Annotated in this window: 23 protein-coding genes and 2 riboswitches; of the genes, 12 read left to right on the top strand and 11 right to left on the bottom strand. The window is 46.4% G+C overall.

From position 1 onward, the window contains the following. Positions 1–16 precede the first annotated feature (16 nt). Positions 17–829 carry an RluA family pseudouridine synthase gene (locus B2W60_RS00115; protein WP_292361407.1) on the top strand — a complete coding sequence of 271 codons (813 nt, stop codon included), beginning with the start codon at positions 17–19 and terminating at the stop codon, positions 827–829. A gap of 89 nt (positions 830–918) precedes the next feature. Beyond that, positions 919–1,122: a hypothetical protein gene (locus B2W60_RS00110; protein ID WP_292361406.1), complete on the top strand. Its 204-nt coding sequence runs from the start codon at positions 919–921 to the stop codon at positions 1,120–1,122. On the opposite strand, the gene B2W60_RS00105 is transcribed toward B2W60_RS00110, so the two are convergent. After that, entirely contained in the window at positions 1,119–2,438 is a 1,320-nt protein-coding gene (locus tag B2W60_RS00105) for an MATE family efflux transporter (protein WP_292361405.1), read from the bottom strand. The two genes, B2W60_RS00110 and B2W60_RS00105, sit on opposite strands and share 4 nt — an antisense overlap. Before the next feature lie 120 nt (positions 2,439–2,558). Here B2W60_RS00105 and B2W60_RS00100 point away from each other — a divergent pair, with 120 nt between their 5' ends. The 6 genes from B2W60_RS00100 (at position 2,559) to clpA (ending at position 7,899) form a co-directional block, all read left to right on the top strand. Further along, positions 2,559–3,353 carry a sulfite exporter TauE/SafE family protein gene (locus B2W60_RS00100; protein WP_292361404.1) on the top strand — a complete coding sequence of 265 codons (795 nt, stop codon included), beginning with the start codon at positions 2,559–2,561 and terminating at the stop codon, positions 3,351–3,353. Between the two features lie 94 nt (positions 3,354–3,447). Next, on the top strand, positions 3,448–3,975 hold the full coding sequence (ppa, locus tag B2W60_RS00095) for an inorganic diphosphatase (protein WP_292361403.1): 528 nt from the start codon (positions 3,448–3,450) through the stop codon (positions 3,973–3,975). A 91-nt stretch (positions 3,976–4,066) separates the two neighbouring features. After that, the gene (serB, locus tag B2W60_RS00090; RefSeq protein ID WP_292361402.1) at positions 4,067–4,897 is read left to right on the top strand and encodes a phosphoserine phosphatase SerB; all 831 of its coding nucleotides are present in this window, start codon (positions 4,067–4,069) and stop codon (positions 4,895–4,897) included. Positions 4,898–4,970: 73 nt separating this feature from the next. After that, positions 4,971–5,282, top strand: a complete 312-nt coding sequence (gene grxD / locus B2W60_RS00085) for a Grx4 family monothiol glutaredoxin (protein WP_292361401.1) — start codon at positions 4,971–4,973, stop codon at positions 5,280–5,282. A gap of 8 nt (positions 5,283–5,290) precedes the next feature. Beyond that, complete coding sequence (gene clpS, locus B2W60_RS00080) at positions 5,291–5,617, top strand: ATP-dependent Clp protease adapter ClpS (RefSeq protein WP_292361400.1); 327 nt, start codon at positions 5,291–5,293, stop codon at positions 5,615–5,617. A 32-nt stretch (positions 5,618–5,649) separates the two neighbouring features. Continuing rightward, a complete protein-coding gene (gene clpA / locus B2W60_RS00075) occupies positions 5,650–7,899 on the top strand; it encodes an ATP-dependent Clp protease ATP-binding subunit ClpA (protein ID WP_292361399.1) in 2,250 nt (749 codons plus the stop codon). Between the two features lie 362 nt (positions 7,900–8,261). Here clpA and cobO read toward each other — a convergent pair whose 3' ends face one another. From cobO to B2W60_RS00025, 10 genes are read right to left on the bottom strand one after another with little or no spacing between them, the layout of a single operon-like run. Then, positions 8,262–8,870: a cob(I)yrinic acid a,c-diamide adenosyltransferase gene (cobO, locus tag B2W60_RS00070; RefSeq protein WP_292361398.1), complete on the bottom strand. Its 609-nt coding sequence runs from the start codon at positions 8,868–8,870 to the stop codon at positions 8,262–8,264. Between the two features lie 7 nt (positions 8,871–8,877). Then, the gene (locus tag B2W60_RS00065) at positions 8,878–9,600 is read right to left on the bottom strand and encodes an adenosylcobinamide-GDP ribazoletransferase (protein ID WP_292361397.1); all 723 of its coding nucleotides are present in this window, start codon (positions 9,598–9,600) and stop codon (positions 8,878–8,880) included. Next, entirely contained in the window at positions 9,600–10,658 is a 1,059-nt protein-coding gene (gene cobT / locus B2W60_RS00060) for a nicotinate-nucleotide--dimethylbenzimidazole phosphoribosyltransferase (protein ID WP_292361396.1), read from the bottom strand. The genes B2W60_RS00065 and cobT overlap by 1 nt, the downstream gene beginning before the upstream one ends. Further along, positions 10,659–11,177: a bifunctional adenosylcobinamide kinase/adenosylcobinamide-phosphate guanylyltransferase gene (gene cobU, locus B2W60_RS00055; protein WP_292361395.1), complete on the bottom strand. Its 519-nt coding sequence runs from the start codon at positions 11,175–11,177 to the stop codon at positions 10,659–10,661. Further along, positions 11,170–12,678: a cobyric acid synthase gene (locus B2W60_RS00050; protein WP_292361394.1), complete on the bottom strand. Its 1,509-nt coding sequence runs from the start codon at positions 12,676–12,678 to the stop codon at positions 11,170–11,172. Before B2W60_RS00050 ends, cobU begins: the two co-directional genes overlap by 8 nt. Next, on the bottom strand, positions 12,633–13,622 hold the full coding sequence (gene cobD, locus B2W60_RS00045; RefSeq protein WP_292361393.1) for a threonine-phosphate decarboxylase CobD: 990 nt from the start codon (positions 13,620–13,622) through the stop codon (positions 12,633–12,635). Before cobD ends, B2W60_RS00050 begins: the two co-directional genes overlap by 46 nt. Then, positions 13,615–14,523 carry an adenosylcobinamide-phosphate synthase CbiB gene (cbiB, locus tag B2W60_RS00040; RefSeq protein ID WP_292361392.1) on the bottom strand — a complete coding sequence of 303 codons (909 nt, stop codon included), beginning with the start codon at positions 14,521–14,523 and terminating at the stop codon, positions 13,615–13,617. The genes cobD and cbiB overlap by 8 nt, the downstream gene beginning before the upstream one ends. Next, positions 14,520–15,182: a 5,6-dimethylbenzimidazole synthase gene (gene bluB / locus B2W60_RS00035; RefSeq protein WP_292361391.1), complete on the bottom strand. Its 663-nt coding sequence runs from the start codon at positions 15,180–15,182 to the stop codon at positions 14,520–14,522. Before bluB ends, cbiB begins: the two co-directional genes overlap by 4 nt. Next, positions 15,179–16,471 carry a cobyrinate a,c-diamide synthase gene (locus tag B2W60_RS00030; RefSeq protein WP_292361390.1) on the bottom strand — a complete coding sequence of 431 codons (1,293 nt, stop codon included), beginning with the start codon at positions 16,469–16,471 and terminating at the stop codon, positions 15,179–15,181. Before B2W60_RS00030 ends, bluB begins: the two co-directional genes overlap by 4 nt. Next, a complete protein-coding gene (locus B2W60_RS00025) occupies positions 16,471–17,046 on the bottom strand; it encodes a hypothetical protein (RefSeq protein ID WP_292361389.1) in 576 nt (191 codons plus the stop codon). The genes B2W60_RS00030 and B2W60_RS00025 overlap by 1 nt, the downstream gene beginning before the upstream one ends. A gap of 55 nt (positions 17,047–17,101) precedes the next feature. After that, a riboswitch (cobalamin riboswitch) is annotated at positions 17,102–17,304 on the bottom strand. 79 nt (positions 17,305–17,383) lie between these two features. Beyond that, a riboswitch (cobalamin riboswitch) is annotated at positions 17,384–17,578 on the top strand. Between the two features lie 61 nt (positions 17,579–17,639). On the opposite strand from B2W60_RS00025, the gene B2W60_RS00020 reads away from it, so the two are divergent. The 4 genes from B2W60_RS00020 to B2W60_RS00005 form a co-directional block, all read left to right on the top strand. Further along, on the top strand, positions 17,640–19,469 hold the full coding sequence (locus B2W60_RS00020) for a TonB-dependent receptor domain-containing protein (protein WP_292361388.1): 1,830 nt from the start codon (positions 17,640–17,642) through the stop codon (positions 19,467–19,469). A 182-nt stretch (positions 19,470–19,651) separates the two neighbouring features. Further along, positions 19,652–20,836, top strand: a complete 1,185-nt coding sequence (locus B2W60_RS00015; RefSeq protein ID WP_292361387.1) for an O-succinylhomoserine sulfhydrylase — start codon at positions 19,652–19,654, stop codon at positions 20,834–20,836. Between the two features lie 129 nt (positions 20,837–20,965). Beyond that, positions 20,966–22,744, top strand: coding sequence for a vWA domain-containing protein (locus tag B2W60_RS00010; RefSeq protein ID WP_292361386.1), 1,779 nt, complete (start codon positions 20,966–20,968; stop codon positions 22,742–22,744). Further along, a partial coding sequence (locus B2W60_RS00005) for a hypothetical protein (RefSeq protein WP_292361385.1) occupies positions 22,745–24,813 on the top strand: 2,069 nt, incomplete at its 3' end.

The following is a 24,813-nucleotide window of genomic DNA, read 5'->3' as shown; positions in this document are numbered from 1 at the left end:
AGCGCTATTTCATAAAATGTCTGATCATCATGCTCGTTTCGAGTTAAAAATCCCGGTAGAACAAGGCTCGGCAAATGCCGTCGATCTGTTAGCTGCTCACTGTGAATTATCTCGTCAGCAAATTAAGCAGGCGATGAGCAAGGGAGCTGTCTGGTTACAAAAAGGGAAACGGACTCAACGCCTGCGCCGGGCGACAAAAAAACTGAATTCGGGTGAAATACTGAGGCTGTATTACGATAAGCGTTTACTGGACCAAATCCCTGAGCCCCCGCAGCTGTTACATGATTTCGGTGTTTACAGCGTGTGGATTAAACCCGCTGGAATGCTCGCACAAGGAACGGAGTGGGGCGATCATTGCAGTTTGCTGAGGGTGTCTGAACTAGCCTTTGACAAACCGAGACAGAGTTTTCTGATTCAACGCCTGGATCGTGAAGCCTATGGTTTGATGATAATTGCGCATCAGCAAAAAGTGGCGGCTCAGTTATCCACGCTGTTCCAGCAGCGCATGATTGAAAAAAACTACGAGATCCAGGTAGATGGAGAGGTGAGCTGGCAACAACTGACAGTTAATACGCCGCTGGATGGTAAACATGCCATCAGTCATTTTGAAAATCGTGCTTATGACCCTTTACAGAACCGTACTCAGCTAAGGGTCAAAATTGAAACTGGACGAATGCACCAAATTCGACGTCATTGCGCGTCAATAGGCCATCCTGTGAGTGGTGATACACGTTATGGCAGAAAAAGTCGCGATGGATTGCAGCTCAAAGCCAGTCGTTTAGAGTTTGATTGTCCGATTACACATAAAAAACAAATATTTAGTTGCTAGGGTATGAATGATAAGCAGACCCCAGTACGTTGACAATGGTTTTTTTGCGGCGTAATGATCAGCTATCGACATCAACGGAGAAGTCTGTGATGAGTCAGTCCGAACAACAGTGTGTTCAGGATCCCGGATTCGGGCAGTATGATGGGGATGATGATCGCCGTCGATATCAACGGCGCCAGGGCATTGAGAGGCGACAACTCATTCGTTTTGATTTGACTCATATCAAACGACGTTCCGGACGCGATCGTCGGTTATTGCCTACGAAACAGCAAAGTCCGGTTAAACACCATTAAGCTGAATCTGCCAGTCGCAAGATCCTGCCAACATAAATACTTTGCGAGAGGCCTCTTGCCGCCAGGAAAATAATTAAAGCAGCCCACAAACCATGATTACCTAACGGTTGCAGCAGATAAAAAGCAGGCAAATAGCAACAAAGTGCTGAAAACAGCATGGTATTACGCATTTCGCGGCTGCGTGTCGCCCCTACAAACAAACCATCCAGCAAATACGACCATACCGCAATCAGCGGTGCGATTATCACCCAGATAAGATGCATGTTGGCGAACTCAATAACCGCATCAATCCCGGTTAATAGTCGAATAATCAGCTGACCAAACAGCAGATAAGTCAGCGAAAACAGCAGCGCCATCAATACAGACCAGAACGCTGTCAGACCAAGCGCTTTTTTTAACATCACTGGAGATTTGCGCCCAATGGCTTTGCCGGTCAGTGCTTCGGTCGCATTGGCAAAACCATCCAAAACAAAGGCCATGAAGGTAATAAAATTCAGTAAAACACTGTTGGCTGCCAATACGGTATCGCCCTGTCGGGCACCTTGCGTGGTGAATAGGGCAAAGCAGCTGATTAGCAAAAAGGTTCTGATCATTACATTGCCATGTACATGTAAGCCATGTCGGCTTTGTTGCAGTACTTTTTTGCTGAGTGATAAACGAATACCGGCTTTATTCAGACCATAATATCTGAGTAACAGCAGTCCGATCAGCAAGCCAGTGTATTCAGCAATAACCGATGCCAATGCAACGCCATCAACATCCATGCCCAACCCCATAACAAAAACGGCATCCAGCAGAATATTCGTGATGTTGATAACCAGTACCATTACCAACGCAGCTTTTGATGCTTCACGACCGATCAACCAGCCTAATATGGCGTAATTAATTAATGTTGCTGGCGCGCTCCAGATCCGGATATCAAAATATACAGCAGCAAAATGTTCCACTTCAGCACTGCTACTGACCAGCTGAAGAGCGAGATGACGAATCGGGAGCTGTATCAGCAGTAACAACAGAGCAATTATCAAAGCCAGCCAGATGGCTTGCATTAATACCGCCTGCATTTTTGGGGTGTTGTTTTCCCCATAGGCTTGAGAGGTGAGACCTGTGGTCGCCATTCTGAGAAAGCCGAATCCCCAGAAAACAAAGGTGAAAATCATACTGCCAATCGCCACGGCTCCCAGGTAATGGGCTGCACTGAGGTGCCCAACCATGGCAGTATCTACCATGCCCAACAGCGGGGTGGAGATATTGGCAATGATCATTGGACCGGCAATATGCCAAACTTGGCGGTGGGTTACAGTGTGATTCGACAATTTGATATCCGTAAAAAGCCCTCGTTCAGGGCAGGCGGTTTAAGCTTTAAACAATCTTCAGTTTGGAAAACAGCATGATTTTAGCGAAAAAAAACAGCATAACCTACGGATGTGAAGCCAATGTGGATTGAGTGGCTGAGTTATGCCTCAGCTGGCATGGTGGCAGGCACACTTGCGGGGCTATTTGGTATTGGTGGTGGACTGGTGATTGTGCCTGTCCTGGTCTGGTTATTCAGCAAACAGGGGGTACCCAGTGAATATCTGATTCATATGGCGGTGGCGACATCATTAATGACAATTGTTGTCACGTCCATGTCGTCCATATTTGCTCACTGGCGGATAGGTAATATTTCATTTCTGGCGGTTCGCAGATTGGTGCCGGGACTTATTATTGGCGCTTTTAGTGGTGCATTGCTGGCAAGCTCAATAAGTGGTGACAAACTGCAGATACTGTTTGCAATATTTGCATTGGTAATGGCACTACGTATTTGGTTGCCTAATTCAACCGCTTCCTATCCTGTTTTATTGAATCGCTTACCTTCGACTATCTATGCTTTGGGGAGTGGCGTAATAAGTGCGCTGGTGGGCATCGGTGGCGGAACATTGATTGTTCCTTATTTAGTGATGGCCCGTCTCAGTATTCAGCAGGCAATTGGATCCGCTGCATGCTGCGGTTTACCGATTGCGATTGCCGGAGGACTTGGTTTTATTATGTTTGCACCAAGCGAAATAAGCCAGCAGTCCGTGTGGCAAACTGGCTTTGTAAATTGGCAGGCATTTATTGGCATTATTGTTACCAGTGTATTTTTTGCTCAGTTTGGGGCACGTTTAGCTAAAATTTTACCGTCACATTGGTTACGCCGATTATTTTCGTTATTACTGATTTGTGTATCCGTTTATTTTTTCATTCGCTAATGACAGCATGACATCGGCTTTGATGGTAGCGCCGTTTCTTTTATAATTGCCGGGTTTCGTTTCTAACCTAATCTTATATTGGAGCAATCGCTTTATGAATCTTGACCGTGTCGGCCCAGGCAGCAACCTGCCTGAAGATATCAATGTCATCATCGAAATTCCTGCTAATGCTAATCCGGTCAAATATGAAGTTGATAAAGCAACCGGTGCGCTGTTTGTCGATCGTTTTATGAATACCGCCATGTTTTACCCGGCAAATTATGGCTATGTGCCAAATACTTTATCGGATGATGGTGATCCTGTTGATGTCCTGGTGATAACGCCATTTCCTTTAATTAACGGTTGTGTCGTTGCTTGCCGTCCAGTCGGCATGCTGAAAATGACAGATGAAAAAGGCGAAGATGCCAAAGTCGTCGCAGTTCCTCACGACAAAATGTATGACCATGTCAAAGATATTAATGACGTGCCAGAATTTTTGCTAAACCAGATTGCGCATTTCTTTGAACATTACAAAGATTTGGAAAAAAACAAATGGGTCAAAATCGAAGGTTGGGCGGGAATTGATGCCGCCAAACAGGAAATTGTTGATAGTGTTGCGCGTTATCAGAATGAAGTGAAATAACTATCATTGAATTAGTAAACACGACTGTCTTTGCATACGGCGAGCTGACATAAGTCAGTTCGCCGTTTGTCTTTTATGACTGGATAAAAACATGACACAGATTATTGTTCAGGGACCACAATTAACGCATGAACTGGCCAATGACATTGCCGAAAAACTGGCTGGAAACTGCCGTTGGCAAAATCGCTATGCATTAATTGAAAATACTCAGCATGCTGACTTAACCATGTTGCGGCAACAGTTTCCAGTAGACATTAATGTCTTACCCGCCAACTTTGTGGCAGATGATTGCCGGTTGATTGTGATGGATATGGACTCCACTTTGATCAATATCGAATGTATTGATGAAATTGCCGATTTTATGGACCTTAAACCGCAAGTGGCGGCAATAACCGAAGCGGCAATGCGCGGCGAGATTGATTTTGAAACATCATTAAAAAAACGGGTAGCTTTATTAAAAGGATTGCCCGTCGATATGTTGGATCGGGTCTATAACGAACGTTTGATGCTCAATCCTGGTGCAGAGTTGATGTTAAAAACGGTGCAACAGGCTGGTATGAAAACAGCGCTGGTTTCCGGTGGTTTTACGTTTTTTACTGATAAGCTGAAAAAGCGTTTGAATCTGGATTTTACTCAGGCCAACGTGCTGGCGGAAGCAAATGGTTTGCTGACTGGAGAAGTTAAAGGAGCCATTTGTGGGGCACAGGCCAAAGCTGACTTTTTAATAAAATGCTGCGCTGACCTGGGTATAGAAAATAGTCAGTCCATTGCTATTGGCGATGGTGCAAATGATCTTTTGATGATGGCTGAAGCCGGTATGAGTGTGGCTTATCATGCTAAACCCAAAGTACAGGAAGTTGCCGATACTACATTTAATTTTTGTGGTCTCGATGGTGTGTTGGGACTATTGCAACGATCTTAATCAAAGGCGTAATCTTGAATTAACAGCAGGTGCCCCCATCTGCTACAACTAACTAAACAAAGAGGTAACATCGATGGATATTATGGAGCGCATTAAACAGGCAATTGAATCAAATTCTGTGATTCTGTTTATGAAAGGTACGCCTGAGTTTCCGCAATGTGGATTTTCCAGTCGTTCATCACAAGCGCTGACTGCCTGTGGCTCAGAATTTGCTTATGTAAATGTACTGGCTGACCCGGAAGTACGCGAAAATCTTCATCGCTATGCTGACTGGCCAACCTTCCCACAACTCTATATCAACGGTGAATTAGTAGGTGGATGTGACATTATTATGGAACTGTATGAGAGCGGTGAACTCAAACAGATGGTTGATGCAGCGAGTTGATTTTTGCTATGGCAGAAAAACGTGATCAAGATTGGCAGGCCGAGAACGGTTTTGCGGTTGCGCCATCTAAACCTGATTTAAAACAACCACCCAAATATCGGGTGATCATGATGAATGATGATTACACACCGATGGACTTTGTGGTGGAGGTTTTGGAAACCTTATTTGATATGGGGCGTGAAAGAGCCACACGTACCATGTTACAAGTGCACACAGAAGGGCAGGCTTTGTGCGGGATCTTTACATTTGAGATTGCCGAAGCCAAAGTGGAACAGGTAAACAGTTATGCCCAAAGACATGGGCATCCTCTACAGTGCACCATGGAACAGGATTGAGATGGCTGCAATGACAACAGGCGGATAGCAATATGCTGAGTAAAGAACTTGAACACACGCTAAGTCAGGCATTCAACTATGCTCGACAAAGATCCCATGAATTTCTCACGGTTGAACATTTATTACTGGCCCTGCTGGAGAACGGACAGGCGCTGGCGGTACTTAAAGCCTGTGAGGTGGATATCAATGCTTTGCGTCAGGATCTGACCGATTTTCTTGCCGATAACTTGCCTACTTTGGCCGAAGACAGCGAGCGTGAAACTCAGCCAACCTTGGCTTTCCAGCGGATTCTGCAACGTGCTGTGATGCATGTACAGTCTTCCGGTGGTGAAGAGGTCACTGGTGCTAACGTTTTAGTGTCCATTTTCTCAGAACAGCAATCTCAAGCTGTTTATTTATTGCAGAAGCAGGATGTCAGTCGGCTGGATGTGGTGAATGCCATCAGTCATGGTGGTATTGAAAACCTGGCCGAAGAAACCAAAAGCGAAAAGATTGAAGTTGAAGACGGCAATTCTGAAAGTAAAAGCCCCTTGGCTCTATATGCGACTAATCTGAATGCTGAAGCAAAACTGGGTCGAATCGATCCGCTTATTGGCCGTGCCCATGAGATTGAACGGACTTTGCAGGTCCTTTGCCGCCGTCGTAAAAACAATCCATTGTTTGTCGGTGAAGCCGGGGTGGGCAAAACTGCACTGGCGGAAGGTCTTGCCAAGCGTATTGTTGATGGTGAAGTGCCGGAAGTGCTTGAACAGGCCGTGGTTTATTCACTGGACATGGGCGCGTTGGTCGCTGGTACTAAATACCGTGGAGATTTTGAAAAACGATTGAAGGCTCTGCTGCGCGAAATTAAACAGCAGGATCATGCCATTTTGTTCATTGACGAAATTCACACCATGATCGGTGCAGGAAGTGCCGGTAACAGTGCGATGGATGCAGCCAACTTGCTTAAACCATTACTGGCTAACGGGGAATTAAAGTGTATTGGCTCGACCACTTATCAGGAATATCGCAATATCTTTGAACATGACCGTGCTTTGGCGCGTCGTTTTCAAAAAATTGATGTGCCTGAGCCATCTGTGGCTGAAACCATTGAAATTCTTAAAGGCCTCAAGCCAGGATTAGAGCTGCATCATAATGTGCGTTATTCCAATGCGGCCATTGAACAGGCTGCAGAACTTGCTGCGCGTCATATTAATGATCGTTATCTGCCTGACAAAGCGATTGATGTACTGGATGAAGTCGGTGCAGCACAACGTATTTTGCCAAAATCAAAACGTAAAAAAATGATTGGTGTGCCCGATGTGCAGCAGATCGTTGCCAAGATTGCCCGTATTCCGGCTAAAACAGTCAGCAATGCCGATAAAGACAATCTGCGTAATCTTGAGCCAAATCTGAAACACGTTATTTTCGGTCAGGATGATGCAATTTCTGCATTAAGCTCGGCGATTAAAATGGCTCGTTCTGGTTTGGGACATCCCGAAAAGCCGACAGGTGCATTCCTGTTTGCCGGACCGACAGGGGTGGGTAAAACAGAAGTCACCCGCCAGTTAGCACGTATCTTAGGCGTTGAACTGATTCGTTTTGATATGTCCGAGTATATGGAGCCGCATACGGTGTCACGTCTGATTGGTGCGCCTCCCGGCTATGTCGGGTTTGATCAGGGGGGGCTATTGACTGATGCGATTATCAAGCAGCCTCATGCGGTGTTATTGCTTGATGAAATTGAAAAAGCCCATCCGGATGTGTTCAATCTGTTATTGCAAGTCATGGACCATGGTACGTTAACCGATAATAATGGCCGCAAGGCTGATTTCCGCCATGTGGTGCTTGTGATGACCAGTAATGCCGGCGCACAGGAAATGGGCCGCAGTTCCATTGGCTTTACCAAGCAGGAACACCATATGGATGGCGCTGAAGCATTGAAACGTGCTTTCTCACCGGAATTCCGTAATCGTCTGGATGGCATCATTCAATTCCAACCTCTGAGTAAAGAAGCGATTCTGCGTGTTGCGGACAAAGCGGTGCTTGAATTGGAAATGTTGTTGCAGGACAAAAACGTCACTATTGAAATTGAAAATGATGCACGGGAATGGCTGGCAGAGCATGGCTATGATGTGCAAATGGGGGCCAGACCCATGGCGCGGCTGGTACAGGAAAAAATCAAACGGCCGCTGGCGGATGAACTGTTATTTGGTCAGCTCAGTGATGGTGGTCATGTTCGGGTTATCCTGAAAAACGATGAACTGGTTTTGGATATCGTCAAAGAAACCGAATCAGTCTGAGTCAATAAATGAAAGCCCGGTAGAGTAATTAACTACCGGGCTTTTTTATGTCCGTAAATTACCATCATCACGATAACGTTATGATTTAATACCGGCAAGTTATTCACCTGTTTCACAATTTCTTCATATCTTTTATAACAGATGTCGCTAACTCACTGATTAAGCAGGACCTATTCGTAAGTTATTGAAAAATAATGAATAAATAGTGTTGGTGGTTTTTTGACCATTTTGAGCAGAGTGCTTAAATATGAACAGCTTAGCAACTAACTCCAAAGTTAAACACAGAGTTATCCACAGAAATTGTGAGTAACTTTACCGTTTGATGACACAGCAAAATCCACGCCAAAACCAGCGTAAATTCTTTAGAGTTCTATGCCTTTTTGTGCCCGAACCCCATCACGAAATGCATGTTTGACATCGTCAATCCGGCTGACAGTATCAGCTGCTTCAATCACGCTATCCGGTGCGCCGCGACCGGTAATAATCACATGTTGCATAACTGGACGTGCCGCAATATCGGCCAGCACTTTGTCAGCATCCAGATATTTCATTTTCAGGACAATATTCAGTTCATCCAGCAGAATCACATGAATGCTGTCGTCTTGTAACAGGGTTTTAACAATATCCCAACCTGCTTCGGCAGAAGCTTTATCCTGTTCCAGATTCTGGGTATCCCAAGTAAACCCATCACCGACAACGTGATAACTGACCTGTTCAGGAAAACGACGATAAAAGGCTTCTTCGCCAGTACTCATCGCCCCCTTAATAAATTGCACAATCCCAACTTTCATATCATGACCCAATGCACGCGCAATCATGCCAAAACCCGACGAGCTTTTGCCTTTGCCATTACCAGTTATACACAGCAATAGTCCTTTATCCCTGGTGGCTTTCTGGATCTTCTGATCGACCACTTCTTTGTGACGTTGCATGCGAGCTTTATGGCGTTGGTTTTTCTCAGAATCAGTCATAATTTTCCTAAAATAAAACAAAAAATATCAGTAATGCCGCTTCAAGCAGTTCCACCATGGCACCCGCCGTATCACCAGTGAAGCCATTTAATCGCCGTTCCATCAAATAGCGCAGCAATAAAAAAACGATTAAGCCAAACAACAGGGCAAACAGGCCGATACTGAACAAAGCTACTACAGCCACGGCAAGTATTAATCGGCGTGTGTGCAGTGCTGATTGCTGTTGTTTGAGAATACTGCCCAAACCGTGAGGACGCACATAGTCCGTGGTTAAAAACAATAACGGTAAAGCGGTGCGGGCCAGTATCACAGACCAGATTAATGCCCACCAGTTCTGTTCGGCGAGTAAAACAGTCAGCATGACAAATTTAATCAACAGCACTAATACGATTGTCACCACCGCAACAGGACCGGCTGCAGGGTCTTTCATAATGCTGAGGGTTCTGGCCTTATCGCCAATACCACCCAACCAGGCATCAGCACTGTCAGCTAATCCATCCAGATGTAATGCACCAGTAAAAGTTACCCAGACAGCTAACACCAAAATAGCAGAGACCATTGGTATTTGAGAGGCCAGACTCCAGCCTAAAAGGCTTAAAACAATACCGATTAGCAAGCCAACCAATGGATAAAACAATAAGGAGCGGCCAATATCCTGTTCAGCAAATTCACCCTGCAATTTGATGGGCAGGATCGTTAAAAACTGCAGCGCTATCAGAAAAGATCGCATCAGCTAATGGCCCCGGCAATCGCCGCCTCTTCAAAAGTCGCCATTTGATTGTGGAGGGCACAGGCCATTCTTAATAAAGGAATGGCTACAGCTGCGCCGCTGGCTTCCCCCAGACGCATATTAAAGTTGACTAAAGGCTGAGCATCTATCGCCTGTAAGATGGCACCATGCCCTGGTTCGGCGCTATGGTGACTGAACAGAAACCAGTGACGACTCTCCGGACATATCTGTTCTGCACATAAAGCGGCAACACTGCTGATAAAACCATCGATGATTACAGGAAGACCGGATTTTGCACATTGCAGATAACTTCCTACCATCGCGGCAATTTCAAAGCCGCCTAAATAGCGCAATACAGCGAGCGGCGAATCCAGATGGTTTTTATGCAAAACCAGGGATTCTTCAATGATAGTGGCTTTATGTGAGATGCCTTCTGCGTTGAGCCCCGTGCCTGGCCCTGCCAGTTGGCTTGCGGGAAGATTCAGTAAGGCACAGGCCATGGCACTGGCTGCTGTCGTGTTGCCAATGCCCATATCGCCGGCAATATAAATCCGGGTACCGTTTTGCTGACAACATTCCACGTTATGCTGACCAATCAACATGGCTTGTTGGCATTCGGCTTCAGTCATGGCAGCTTGCTGATGAAAATTGGCCGTGCCATTGGCGATGCGTTGATCCTGTACGCCTTTGATTTCTTCCAATTCTGTGACAGTGCCAACATTGATCACATCCAGCGAGGCGTGCAGGTGTTTCGCAAGGACGCTGATAGCGGCGCCACCTGAAGCGAAATTACGTATCATCGAAGCGGTAACTGATTGCGGGTAGGCTGAAATATTCTCTGCCATGACACCGTGATCGGCAGCATAGACGGTGATGTGCACATGCTCCGCTTGCGGCGAACCACCTTGCATTGCAGCAAGTTGTACAGCCAGCCGTTCAAGCTGGCCTAATGATCCTGCAGGTTTAGTCAGCTGGCTTTGTCGAACCAGCGCTTGATCAGCAGAGTCAGTATCAAGGGCTTTGACTGGCAACGTTAACCAGTGGTTGAAATCGATCATTCAGTTTCCTTTTAATGCATGCGGCAGTCCCGCCACAGTCAGGATGACATTATCCACCATTACAGCAAGCTGCTGATGTAACCGGCCGGCTTCATCACAGAAACGCCGGGTCAGCTCGCCCATTGGCACGATGCCCATACTGGTTTCATTGCTGACCAGAATGATTTCAGCTTGTAATGTTGGCAAGGTATCCAGTAATTGCTGGATTTCATCGCGAATGAATTTTTCGTCATCAGCCAATAACAGATTAGTCAGCCATAACGTCAGGCAATCCACCAAAATGCATATATTGGCAGCGTCCTGTTGTTGCAAAGCAGCGGCCAGATGCAAAGGTACTTCAATCGTGGTCCAGTGAGCAGGACGCTGCTGTTGATGCAATACGATACGTTGCTGCATTTCATTGTCATCAGCACGAGCCGTGGCAACATATAAAACGGGCAATTCGCTGTTGGTAGCGCGTTGTTCGGCCAGTCGGCTTTTACCGGATTTTACACCGCCTAGGATCAGGGTTTTAGCCATTTTCTGCCTTTAAAATCGTCAGTAGTTCTGTGGTATCCATATGCTGTTCTATCATCTCGGCCAGTCGTTCAATATCTGTTTCACGCAAAGTATGATAATCAGGGCTGCTGACATTATTCAGTCCGGCCCATTGCAGCAAGGCATCGCAGCTTTTTGGCTGTTCAAACAAGCCGTGCAGATAGGTGCCGATAATCTGTTGATCTTCGCTGATTGCCCCATCAGGGCCGTTTGATAGCTGTAACAGGGGACGCATCAAAGCTTTGCCTTCACTGATACCAGCATGGATTTCATAGCCAGTGATGGGAACAGCATTTAACAGTAACTGCCCCTGACTTTGCCTAAGTTGTTTTTCAGCATGCAGAGTGGTGATCATATCCAATAAACCCAGGCCTTTTTTAGATGTCCCGACCGTGCTTTCAACACCGTGTGGATCATCAATTTGTTGCCCCAGCATTTGAAAGCCACCACAGATACCGAGCACCTTGCCGCCATACCGCAGATGTTTATCAATCGCTTGGGGCCAACCTTGCTGTTCCAACCATTGCAGATCAGCACTGACATGTTTGCTGCCCGGCAGAATAATCAGATCAGCCGGTGGAATGGGGGAATCCGGGCCAATAAACTGCAAATTTACCTGTGGGTGAAGTCGTAACGGATCCAGATCAGTATGGTTACTGATGCGGGGAAGTACAGGCACAATAACGTTTAGCACATTTTTAGCTTTTGCTACCTGCGAAGTATTAATGGCATCTTCGGCTTCCAGATGCAGGCCATGCAGATAGGGCAACACTCCTAAAACGGGTTTGCCGGTGCGTTGTTCCAGCCAGTCGAGACCAGACTGCAACAAGCTGATATCGCCGCGAAAACGATTAATCACAAAGCCTTTGACCCGTTGTTGTTCAGTAGAAGAGAGCAGATCTAACGTGCCTACCAAATGGGCAAATACGCCGCCCCGATCGATATCGGCGACTAATATCACCGGACAATCCACCGCTTCGGCAAAACCCATATTGGCAATATCCCGATCACGCAAATTGATCTCTGCTGGTGAGCCGGCACCTTCTACCATTACCACATCATATTGATTAATCAGCCGTTGATGAGACTCAAGTACTGCCGCCATCGCAGTTTGTTTATAGTCGTGGTAAAACCGCGCATCCATATTGGCAATGGCTTTGCCATGAATAATGACCTGAGCCCCCGTGTCACTGTTTGGTTTCAATAAAACCGGATTCATATCCGTATGTGGCGGCAGATTACAGGCTTGTGCTTGAACCGCCTGAGCTCGCCCGACTTCACCACCTTCAGCGGTCACAGCACTATTTAAAGCCATATTCTGGGGCTTAAATGGCGCGACAGAATAACCTTGATTCACCAGCCAGCGACACAGGGCGGTAACCAAGGTACTTTTACCCGCATCAGAGGTCGTTCCCTGAACCATAAGCGTTTTGCGCATCATGACGGCACGACTTTTTGCAAGGCGGTTTCCAGTCGTAACCATTCATGTTCCGAAGCGGGCAAACCAAAGCGTAAAGCGGCGGGTGCATCAAATAATCTGCATAAAATCCCTTGTTGAGCCAACTGCTGATGAATATGTGAGGCCTTGTCAGTTTTTATCCATTGAAACAATCCGCAACCACCTGTTGGCTTAAGATCATATTCAGTAAGCAAATCAAACAGGCGCTGAGCATATTGTGGCAGATATTGACGTGATTGTTTTTGCCAATCGGTATCGGCCAGTGCCTGGCTGGCTATCCATCGTGAAACTGAGGCAATAGGCCAGGGACCGGACTTTTCTGTAAGTTGATTGAGCACGACTGGATGGGTGATCACAAAGCCGACTCTGAGGCCCGCCAGGCCAAAAAACTTGCCAAGTGAACGCAAGATAATCAGGCCATTCATCACTGGAAGCGAAGCCAGACTATGCGCGGGCGCAATATCGATAAATGCTTCATCAACTATCAGCCAGCCACCACGTTTCTGCAAACGCTGATACCAATTTAATAAACAGTCTGAGCTGAAGGTTTCACCTGTGGGATTATTGGGATGAACCACAATGACTACATCAAAGTGATCAATCAGCTGATCCAGTTCAAAGCTCTCCAACTCAGATACTGCATGGCCAGCCTGTTGCCAGCAATAGCGATATTCTTGATAAGCCGGGGACAATATGGCAACCCGACAAGCGGGCCGCATCCGGGGAAGTAACTGTATGGCAGACTGAGAGCCAGCCATTGGCAAAATATGTTCACATTGATAATAGGCTTTGGCTTTTTCAATCAGGTCATCTTCAGCTTCGGGCAGTCGTTGCCAGAGTGTTGTTGGAATAAATTCAGGAACCGGCCAGCCATGAGGATTAATGCCGGTCGAAAGATCCAGCCAATCATTGACCGGAATGCCATATTGTTTTGAATTAGCCTGAATGCGGCCGCCATGATTAAGCATGGTGAATTCCTACGATAATACCTGTCACCATCAGCCATAACCCCACGCTGAAAAACACCAGACAAAGTGCACGTTGAATATCCTTTGCTTCAGCCGGATTTGATGTCCCCAGATGGGGGCGTTGATGCCACTCGCCGTGGTAGCAGGCAGCTCCGCCGAGTTGAATATCCAAAGCGCCTGCGCCGCTGGCCATTACCGGACCGGCATTTGGACTATCCCATTTGGATGCCTGCTGCCGCCAACAAATAAAGGCTTTGCGGCTATTGCCAAGCAAGGCATAGCTCAACGCGGTAAGTCTGGCGGGAATATAATTTAAAACATCATCAAGTCGTGCTGCCGCTTTACCGAAATAGAGATAGCGCGTCGTTCTGTAGCCCCACATGGCATCCAGGGTATTGACGAGTCGATAAGTGACTGCACCTGCAGCACCGCCGATGGCAAACCAGAACAGGGTGGCAAAAACCGCATCATTGCCATTTTCCAGTACCGATTCAATGGTGGCTTTGTTGACATCAATATGTTCTTTGTCACGACTGACAATACGACTGGTCAGCGTTTTGGCCTGTTCAATATCACCTTGCTGCATGGCATGCAGAATAGGTTTTGCGTGATCAAACAGGCTGCGGTGACCGATGCATAAAGTTAATACCAGGATAGAAAATAGCGTTCCCCAGACAGCAAACTGGCTAATGAAAAAACTGATAACGGCAAAGGGCAGAACGCAAAGCAGCAAAGCCAACAGGCCGAGAATAAATTGTCTGGAAGTGCTGTGGTGGTTCTGGTTAAAACGGGATTCCAGTTTGTTTGCCAGCGTACCAAAGCCCACCAAAGGATGCAGGCATTTGGGTTCACCAAAAAACCAGTCCAGAATCAAAGCAGACAGCATCATAATAAACGTCATGATTTGGTTCTGACTGGCCAGCAGTTTTCAAAAATCAGCTCATCCAAAGGTTGACGTTGTCGCCAATTTTCCTGTTCCAGCATGGGTTGTTGGTAAAACTTATCGACATGACCCAAACAAAGAATGGCGACCGGGCAGGCACCTTCAGGAATAGCCAGTAACTCAGAGAGTTGGTCGGGATCAAACAAGGATACCCAGCCCATCCCCAAACCTTCGGCACGGGCAGCCAGCCACATATTCTGAATGGCACATGATACCGATGCCAGATCCATTTCCGGCAGGGTACGCCGACCAAAAATATGCGACTCACGTTTATCCATCAACGAAATAACCAGCACTTCGGCGCACTCCTTGATGCCTTCGACTTTCAGCTGCAGAAATTCCGTTTCGCGTTCACCCAGCGCCCTGGCAGTCAGAACTCTTTCGTTTTCAACGATTTGATGGATAGCGTTGCGGATGTCGGTATCGGTAATCCGAATCATCCGCCAAGGCTGCATCAGCCCTACGCTTGGAGCCTGCCAGGCGGCGTGAAATAATCGCTGCAGAATATCCTGATCGATGGGCTCAGCAATAAAATGCCGTATATCCCGACGCTCACCAATGGCGCGATAAACCGCCTCACGATCCTGGTCATTAAAACGGTATTTATCCAGACTCATGGGGTAAACCAGCGGGCGATTAGTTCAGGGGCTGACGGAAAGTAAAAGTGGATATAACTGGCGGTCAGGCGTAGTTGCTGAAATACCGCTTCACTGACTTTGTTGTCATTAGGGGATTCAGCATAAGCAATAGCGTCGAGTTGGTTTTCCAGCAAGGAATGGTGATAGGTATGCCCACGTAAGGTGTGATTATCAAGAGTGACTTGTTGTAAAGCCAAGGCTGTCAGTCTGGCCTGCAATTTGGCATCGGCTGCCAGCACGCCACACATTTCAGCTTGTTGGCCATGCTTATCGGTTAAGGTACGGCACAAATACAGCATGCCACCACATTCAGCCACAATCGGTTTATTGGCATTAATATGTTCACATATCGCCTGACGCATCGACATATTTTGGCTGAGTGTTTCCAGATGCAGTTCAGGATAACCACCGGGCAGATAAAGACTATCCACTTCAGGAAGTGTTGAGTCAGTTAATGGCGAGAAAAATACCAGCTCAGCGCCCATTGCGGTTAAACAATCCAGATTCGCCCGGTAAATAAAGGCAAATGCTGCATCCTTAGCCACGCCGATGCGAAGATCTTTTAATAATGGGGGTAAAGCTTCAACAGGTTCGTAGTCTAGTTTGATTTGCGGTAAAACAAAGTTGGGATTGAGCTGAATGCTATCTGCCAGTTTGTCCAGACGCTCACTCAAATCCGTGAGTTCATCAGCCTGAACCAAACCCAGATAACGGCTGGGCAGACTTTCAGTTTGACGAGGCATAGTAGCAAGATAGGGTAGATCGTCTGGTAAAGTGGATGTCAGCATTTCAGCATGTCTGGCACTGCCCACACGATTGGCCAGAACGCCAGTCAACGTCACATCCTGACGAAATTTGGCTAAGCCGAACGCTAACGCAGCGAATGTTTGTGCCATGGCACTGGCATCAATCACCGCTAACACCGGGATTCCCAAAGTGGCAGCCAGATCAGCTGTGGAGGGCGCGCCATCAAACAAGCCCATCACCCCTTCAATCAGAATGATATCCGCCTGTTGGGCGGCTTCAGCGATAAGTTGTCTGGAGTGAGTTTCACCGACCATCCATAAATCAACTTGATAAACCGGATGGCCGGAGGCAAAAGACAGGATCATTGGGTCCAGAAAGTCTGGACCCACTTTGAAAATTCGGACCTGTTTACCCTGACGTCGATAATGCCACGCCAAGGTCGCGGTAACGGTTGTTTTACCTTGACCTGAGGCGGGGGCAGCAATAATCAGCGCAGCGCAGGTTTGCGGCTGCTTTGACATTAACGTAGCTGATTACTGCGCTGGCTCAAATTGGCAAAACGGAAGCTGATATGAATCACCGCGGCTATAGCGATATAAAAGCTTAATTTACTCAGGTTACCAGGATAGGACTGCACAAACCGGGTCATATACTCAGCCATGGTGGGATCAATATAACGACCTGAAAACCAGTAAAAACCACCGCCACTGAACAAGCCGGCAATTGCAGTCACCGAAACCAGTGTCAATGCAAGGGTAAACAATGCGGTCCAGTTAAATTGGTATTTGGATTGGAACCAGCGACCTGCCAGCCATAAACTGCCGTAAGCGGGTAATAAAAATCCATACGCTGGTGAAACACAAAAATTACTGGCACCACCGATGTAAACCGACATCAAATCCAACACGACAGCCATGCCTAAAAACACTGGAAACCACAATTTGGAAGCCAGATAAAACCCGGCGAGCATAAATACGGCCCAGGAAGCGCTGTGTAAAACATTGATATCGGCAAAATGATGACCGCGAGTCATCACCATTAATAAAGCCAGAAGTGCAGCCACGATCAGTTGCTGACGTTGAGATAATAACGACATTGAGGTTCTCCGATGTGCTCACCCGCACAACTTGGTTAATAGCATTTTCGGTCAACAGACCAGGATATTTCAGGCCGGTCTCCGGACTCATAAGTGGTGCCATCACCAGTTGAACACCTTCCCGTAAAAATACAGTGGCGTAACGTTCAACCTGAACTTATTTACCGTTGCGGGGGCAGTGTCGGCTTTATCTTCAGATGAAAATGCACCAACTTCCCGTTTCATCGCTTTCGCGACACCTGAAACAGCCGACAGAATAAGGATTAGCAGTCCATATTGTCAATTTGGAAATAGACTTTCTACGTTATCGCATTTGACGATATGGCGGGGGAGATCTAAGATGCGCCCCTCTTCAGGTGCTTTGATATCCATCAGAGTTAAACGGGAAGTTGGTGAAAAACCAACACTGCCCCCGCAACGGTAAACGTTGAAAATGCATCCAATCAGCCACTGCGATTAATCGTGGGAAGGCGGGTGTACTGGCGCAAGCCACAACGTGAGTCCGGAGACCGGCCTGAAGTTCATCACAACCAACGTGTGTTGTGTGACTTTATTAATCCGGATCGCGGGTGAGCGTATCCCCAGGAGACAATATGAAACCTTTAACAAAGGCCATGCCTTTGCGTGTCTGTGCCCGACTGACTTTGGCGGCACTGGCTACTTCCACCTTCTCTGTTACGGCTCTGGCCGAACAGGAATCCCTTGATGCAATAACCATTACCGCCAACCGGATGCCTACCGAAAATGCGCTGGCACCCAATAGCGTTATCACGCGTGCTGATATTGAACGTTTGCAAATCAATGATTTGCCTAGCTTATTATCACGGTTTCCAAGTATGGATATTTCAAATAGTGGTGGCTTAGGGAAAAACAGTAGTGTCTATTTGAGAGGAACAAATTCAGATCACGTTTTGTTTTTAGTTGATGGGGTTAAATGGCATTCTGCTACATCAGGCGGTGCTGCCATCCAGGACTTTCCGATAAATCAGATTGAGCGTATTGAAATCGTACGTGGACCAAGGTCTGGTTTGTATGGTTCTGAAGCGATTGGTGGTGTCATTCAGATATTTACCCGGCAAGGTAAAAAACAAGACCCGACACCCTATGCTTCGGTTGGAATTGGCAGCCATAATACCAAACAGGCCAGTGGTGGTGTCAGTGGTGGTAATGAAACAACGCGTTATCATGCAAATTTCACGCATCAATCCACCAATGGAATTAATGCCCGAGAAGAAGATAATCCGGATCATGATGGTTATCGGAATAATAGTGTTTCAGCAAAAGTTGATCACGATATCAATAAGGACTGGAGTGTTGGAGCGAATTTTTTACGCGCTCAATCCCGAAATCATTATGATAGTTTTTCTGTTACAGAAGATTTTTATGCTGATAATATTCAACAGGTTATGGGCGTAAACACACGTTATCAGTTCACTGATTATTGGTTAATGTCACTCAATTTATCTGAATCAAGGGACGAATCGGATAATTATAAAGATGGCATTCCGGATGGCACTTTCAATACCCGTCATCGGTTTATCAGTCTGGTCAATACTTTTATGCTGACAAAAAATCAACGACTTAATGTAGGTCTTGACTATGATCATGACCGAATTGAGGGCACGATTGATTACGATGAAACTTCACGCGATAACAAGGCGTTTTTTATCAGTTGGCAAGGGCAGGCAGGAAATCACAGCTGGTTATTAAGTTCTCGACATGATGATAACGAAGCCTATGGGGAAGAAACGACCGGCACGGCAGAGTGGGGCTATCAGTTAACACAGGCACTTCAGCTTACGGCGAATGTTGGAACGGCATTCAAAGCCCCAACATTTAATGAACTTTATTATCCAGATGTTGGGTTTTTTGTTGGCAATCCCGATTTGGAAGCCGAAAAATCGAAAAACTATGGTGTTGGTTTGTTAGGTAACGCTGATTGGGGTACCTGGGGAGTCCATGCTTTTCAGAACAAAATACGTGATTTGTTGGTATATCAATTTCCCACCACTGAAAATGTGGCTGAAGCCAAAATCAAAGGTCTTGAATTCGATTTGGCTACAACGCTGCTGAATTGGCAGGTACAGTTCAATGCGACTGTGCTTAAACCCGAAGATGAGGAAACACGTAATAAGCTACCACGCAGAGCACAGCGCCTGGCGAATCTGCATGTTGATCGTCAGTTTGGCGACTGGTCAATTGGCGGCAGCTGGAAAGTGAGTGACTATCGTTATGACGATGCCGCTAACAACACGCGTTTAAGTGGTTATGGTCTGGTGGACTTTCGAGTGGCTTATCAGATTGATAATGACTGGTCGGTTAAGCTAAATGCAATGAATGTGTTTGATAAGGAATATCAGACAGTCAATAACTTCAATACCTTGGATCGTACCTATATGCTGTCTTTACATTATCAGCCTTAAAATAGGTAGCTTATTTCATGCTCAGTCATTATCGACTGAGCATGATTTTTAGCTTTTAACGGCAAATCATTAATTTTATCTTCCTCGCATGTTCGCCGGATCATTCAGTAAGGATAAAGCTGGTCAGCTATAAGGCTTATCTTTTAGAATGGCAGGATTTTCCAGCGATATTCAGAGTTATCATGACAGATCTCAAAGACCAGGGTTTTGCCACCCGTGCAATTCGTACAGGACATGTAAGAACTCCTGAGGGCGAACATTCCGAACCAATTTTCCCCACTTCAAGTTTTGTGTTTGACAGTGCTGAACAAGCGGCAGCACGATTTGGCGGTGATGAACCCGGCAATATCTATGCACGCTTTACCAATCCAACCGTACGCACCTTTGAGCAACGTCTTGCCTCGCTGGAACAAGGTGAAGCCTGTGTGGCAACAGCTTCAGGCATGTCGGCTATTCTCGCAACCTTTATGGGATTATGTGCTGCAGGGGATCATATTGTCTCTTCACGCAGTGTATTTGGTACTACCCGGGTATTGTTTGATAAATATCTCAGCAAGTTCGGTTTGCAGACGGATTATGTGCCGTTAACCGATTTGGCGGCCTGGGAAGCGGCAATTAAACCCAATACCAAGGCGCTGTTTCTGGAAACGCCATCCAATCCACTCAATGAAATTGCTGATTTAGCGGCGTTATCCGCTTTGGCAAAACAGCATGATTGCCTGTTAATTGTCGATAACTGTTTCTGTACCCCGGCTTTACAGCAGCCATTATTGCTTGGCGCGGATATTGTGATTCACTCTGCTACCAAATATATTGATGGACAGGGGCGTTGTGTTGGTGGGGCGGTAGTCGGTGATGCACAGCGTGTCGGAGAAGATGTCTACGGTTTCCTGCGTTCAGCTGGCCCAACGATGAGCGCATTCAATGCCTGGACTTTTCTGAAAGGTCTGGAAACCCTGGATTTACGTATGAGAGCGCATTCCAGCAATGCCAATCAACTCGCCCATTGGTTGCAACAGCAAAAACAAGTGTCACAGGTTTTTTATGCGGGTCTGAAATCACATCCCGGTCATCAACTAGCCAAACAGCAGCAATCTGATTTTGGCGGCATTATTGCGTTTGAAGTCAAAGGCGGGCAACAGGCTGCGTGGAAACTGATTAATGCCACTCGTTTTATTTCAATTACCGCCAATTTGGGTGACACAAAAACAACGATTACCCATCCCGCGACGACTACGCATGGCCGTTTGTCTGAAGTAGCCCGTGCCGAATCAGGTATCAGCGAGGGCATGATACGTCTATCGGTTGGTTTGGAAAATGTTGAAGATATTCAAACAGATATCCAATGTGGGTTGGATCTACTTTAAGCTCGCCAAGCAAATAACTGAACTATCGGCATAAAACCTGCATATTGAGTCTGAAATAAAACAATTCGCGTCAGAAAATCGCCAGTGATGACATTTTCTGCCGCTTTTCAAGCCAAACAGGTTGTTTTTATGCAGAGAATATTAAGGGTAATACTGGCCCTGCCAGTCATCTGGCTTGCCTTTCCAGCGAATGCCAATGCTGAGTCAAATGCAGATGTCCGCATCATTATTGATGTGTCTGGCAGCATGAAATACAACGATCCACAGAATCTGCGATCACCTGGTCTGCGTTTATTGGGTGGGTTGATGCCGGGCGATGCCGAAAGTGGTGTCTGGACGTTTGCCCGTTACGTCAATATGCTGGTTCCAATACAGAATGCTGACGATAAATGGCGGCAACAGGTCCAGCAAAAATCCTCTGAAATTCATTCCCACGGCTTGTTTACGGATATCGAGCAGGCCCTGCAAAAAGCTACCGCTAATGTTAAGTCCTCAGATCCGGCCAGGCAACGCAGTATTATCCTGTTATCGGATGGTCTGGTTGATTTACATCAGGGAAAAGCTGCCAGTCAACAATCCCGGCAAAACATTATCGATAAACTGTTACCGCAAATTAAGCAAAAAGGCTTTCGTATCCATACAATAGCGTTATCCGAAGAAGCTGATCATGAACTACTGAAACAACTCTCCCTCTCCACCGATGGCTGGTACCACAAGGTGGATAATGCCGATGAGCTGGAACGGGTATTTCTGCATTTGTTTGAACAGGCAACCCAACGTGATTCGGTTCCGTTGGTTGAGAATCAGTTCACTATTGATAACAGTGTCAATGAAATGACGATTTTGGTGTTTCGTGAAAATGAAACCGATGTCACCCAACTGGTGCAACCTGATCAGCAACGCCAACAAGCTGATAATCATGAGTCCTCGGTACGCTGGATGCAGGAAAAACATTTTGATTTAATCACGGTAGAAAAACCGATGACAGGTGACTGGTTTATTGACGCTAATATAGATCCGGATAACCGGGTCATGGTGCTGACCGATCTGCGACTGGAAACCATTGATCTGCCAAATAATATTCTGGCAGGAGAGCAATTTGATATTGTTGCTAAATTGATCGACCATGGTAAACAGGTTGAGCGAACGGATTTTCTGCAGCTGGTGACGGCAGAGTTGAGTACCCAGCCACTGGCAGGCGATCCCATCAACAACACGATGACCTTAAATAACCAGACGGCGACGTTTATGGCAAATTTGGGCAAGCTGTTTGATAGTGGACAAAATGATATTGTGATCACGGCAAAAAGTGACACATTTGAACGCCAGCGGCGGCAATCTGTCAACGTAGTAGCATTGCCGTTTGATGTTACCGTTACCCAGCTGGAAACAGACAGTCGAAGTCATCGTTTATCCATGTCAGCTGATGCCAGCATGATTGATCCTAAATCATTGCAAATCACCGCATTGCTCAGCGCCGCTGATGGCAGTGAGTTTCCCTATGATGTGTTACGCCAAGCTGATAACACCTGGCAGCTGACTTTAGCTGATCTGCAGCCGGAAACTGCGTATCAATTATCGTTGCAGATCAGAGGTAAAACCCTGACTGGCCGTAATGTTTTTTTACAGCCGAAACCCATTCAGTTACTGGACGAAATGGGGGCCACATTGACGATTACTTCAGAAACAGCGCTTGCTGCTGATTCTGCTGATAAGCCATTTGAACCGGTGATGATTGATCCGGTTGCAGATGAAGAAACAACGATTATTGATGAGACTGTCTTTCGATTATCAAATACTGTCATTTTAGCCATTGGTAATGCCGTTATTGTGCTGTTGTTATTGATGGGATTCTGGTTTTGGCATCGCAGCCGTCGCCGGCAGCTATTACCTGGAGACTTATTATAAATGTCTATGACTGATCCGGTTTTTCAATGGCTGGCTTACGAGCTGGCTTTTATCTTTGCCATTTTGTTTGTCTGGGTTCTGCTTCGTGCCCGACGCAAACATAAACGTGCTCAGGCAGCGGCTGCAAAAACGGCCAAGTTAATCAAAAACAATCATGAACAACGTTTTGCTGCATTAAGCAGTCAACTGAGTGAACGTTATGGTTTAAGCGGCGCTGCTCTCGATACCATGGTTGAAGAATTGATGTCGCGGGAAAAGGAAATCTTTAAATCGATAGTCAATCTGTATTCAGAACAGGACGAAAAATCACTGGGAAAATTACCGGAACAGATTACTTCGTTAACGGATGCAACGCTAAGTATTATGCAAGCCGATATTGAGCAGGATCCTGTCGAATCCGAGATGACGGAGGAAATTGCCAGCGAAACTGAATTATCCGAAGAAACGGCAGAGTTTGAAGATCAAATAGTGTCACCTGAAGCGGAAGAAGAACCTGTAGCAGACTTTGACAGTGTGTTTGATGACGAGAATGCTGAGAATGTTGTTGCACAAACCGAACTACTGGATGATGAAACTGTTGTCAGTGACGAACAGAATGATACTTCCGAGATGTTTGAGATTGAACTGGCGGATGTTGAAACTGAAAATGCGGAGGATATATCCAATCAAAACCAGTTGGAGGATGAAACGACCAGCAGCGATTTGACTGAAGAGGTAAATGAAGAACCCGCTGCAGACTCGGAAGTGGAGATGGCTCCTGAACTGCTGGCAGAATTTGATGGCTTGGCAACTGATGATGTCAATACAGCTGACCAATTGGAACCAGACGTTCAAGACGGGCAAGATTTACAGTCCGAGGCAGTGTTAGAAACTGAAGCAGTCAAACCCGCCATGCGGATGGCGGATTTTGTGAAAAATGACTGGAACCCAACCGTTCCTGATATTTACGGTAAAGCTTCTTCAGAGATGGCTGCTCCTTCACCAGAGATCGATGAAGCCGCAATGGAAAATGCCGGCAGCTCATCAGAACTTAACAGTATGAAGGCTTATTTAAATAAAGCCTGGGCCAATCAGGTGCCGGATGTTTATGGCAAATCTCCCACCCCTGATGCAAGTGCCGATATTCCTGAAAATACGGCGGCGTTTGAACATCAGGAGCTGAAATTCCATGCTTTTGAAAGTGGAGATATCAATCCACTGGATTTAATGAATCCAGTTCAGCCTGCCGAAATTGAATTAGACATTGATCAGGCTGTTGAAATGGAGCCTGCTGGGGAAGCCGGGATTTCGGTCGCGGAAATCGATGAATTGATGCGCATCAAAGATGCTACAGATGAGCCGGAAGTTTCCAAAAAAGAAAATAATAATGAAACACCCGACAGAATCATTGATGAGATCACCACGCCAGAACAAGATGATATGGCGCAATCGGTTACTGCTGATGAAGTCACCGAAGTACTTGAACAAGCGATATCAGAAGCTGATGCAAATCCAATAGATGTTGTTTCGCCTGAGGGAGGTGAGTCCTCAGCGCAATATGCTGAAAAAATGGCCGCGGTAGAACCGGCAGGTCTTGATGAAACAGCCAGTGACGCAGCGGAAGATTTGCTGGAACACACGCAACAAATCGAAAACATAACCTCCGGACCTGAACAGCCCTTGAAGCAAGAGCAAGCCGAGGTTCCAGATGCAGAGGATTTAGACCCACTACTAACCGAGAATGCCTCTTTTGCTGATTCACTATTAAAAGAGTCTGAGAATACCGGTTTGCTCGTTGAAGAGAGTGACTCGACTGTTCTGGAAAAAGAACAGGAGGAATTCACTGAAAATGCAGAATCTAACGGGCTGGAACAACGGGTTGAAACTGAGATGCCGGAAGCTGTAGCTGATGAAGTTGTTCCGGAAGAGCCTCATCAGCCATCAGAGCCAGAATCCAATGAAATGAGGGAAGCAACTCAGGATGTTGTGAATAGCTCTGATCATGAAGAAATACCGGCTGTAGATGAGTTGAGCCCAGAAACGGCTGAACCTGGTGAGCCGGAACAAACCGCCGAACCAGCGCCAGAAGC

The organism is Methylophaga sp. UBA2496 (assembly GCF_002341635.1).
GTDB lineage: Bacteria > Pseudomonadota > Gammaproteobacteria > Nitrosococcales > Methylophagaceae > Methylophaga.
This window is presented reverse-complemented; position numbering and strand designations above follow the sequence as displayed.